Origin of the sequence: Dysgonomonas mossii (assembly GCF_004569505.1) — a bacterium.
Classification (GTDB): Bacteria; Bacteroidota; Bacteroidia; order Bacteroidales; family Dysgonomonadaceae; genus Dysgonomonas.
The window spans coordinates 1-427 of record NZ_SPPK01000084.1; the positions used below are offsets into that span (position 1 = coordinate 1).

The 427-nt window shown below is 73.5% G+C and carries 1 protein-coding gene; it reads left to right on the top strand.

All coding sequences use genetic code 11. The annotated features are described in order from the left end of the window. Positions 1-344, top strand: a 344-nt coding sequence (locus E4T88_RS18065; protein WP_221411826.1) for a baseplate J/gp47 family protein, incomplete at its 5' end; no start/stop codon positions are given. Positions 345-427: the final 83 nt, after the last annotated feature.

The following is a 427-nucleotide window of genomic DNA, read 5'->3' on the forward strand; positions in this document are numbered from 1 at the left end:
GCGATGCACTGCACGCGCCGGCAGCGCGCCCCCTGGGCGTGGCCGTCACCGTCGCAGTGGCCCGCCCGCGTTCCATCGACGTCACCGCCCGCATCGTGCGCGAGGCATCCGCCCCGCTCGACATCCTCGACCAGCTCCGTGCAGCCATTGGCCCCGCCCTGGCGGACTTCGCCCGCCTCGGGCGTGCGGTGCCGCGCAGCTGGATCACGGCGCGGCTTCACGTCGCCGGCGTCGCATCCGTCACCTTCCCAGACCCGGCCGCACCGCCGGAGGAAACCGCGCTGCAGGCCGACGAATACCCGGTGCTCGGCGCGCTGCGCATCGTCGATGGGGGCGTCGCGTGACTGCCATCGCGACCGTGCGCCGCCACATCCTGCCGCCGAACGCATCGGCCTTGGAACGAGCCATCGACGAGACGGTGCCGGAT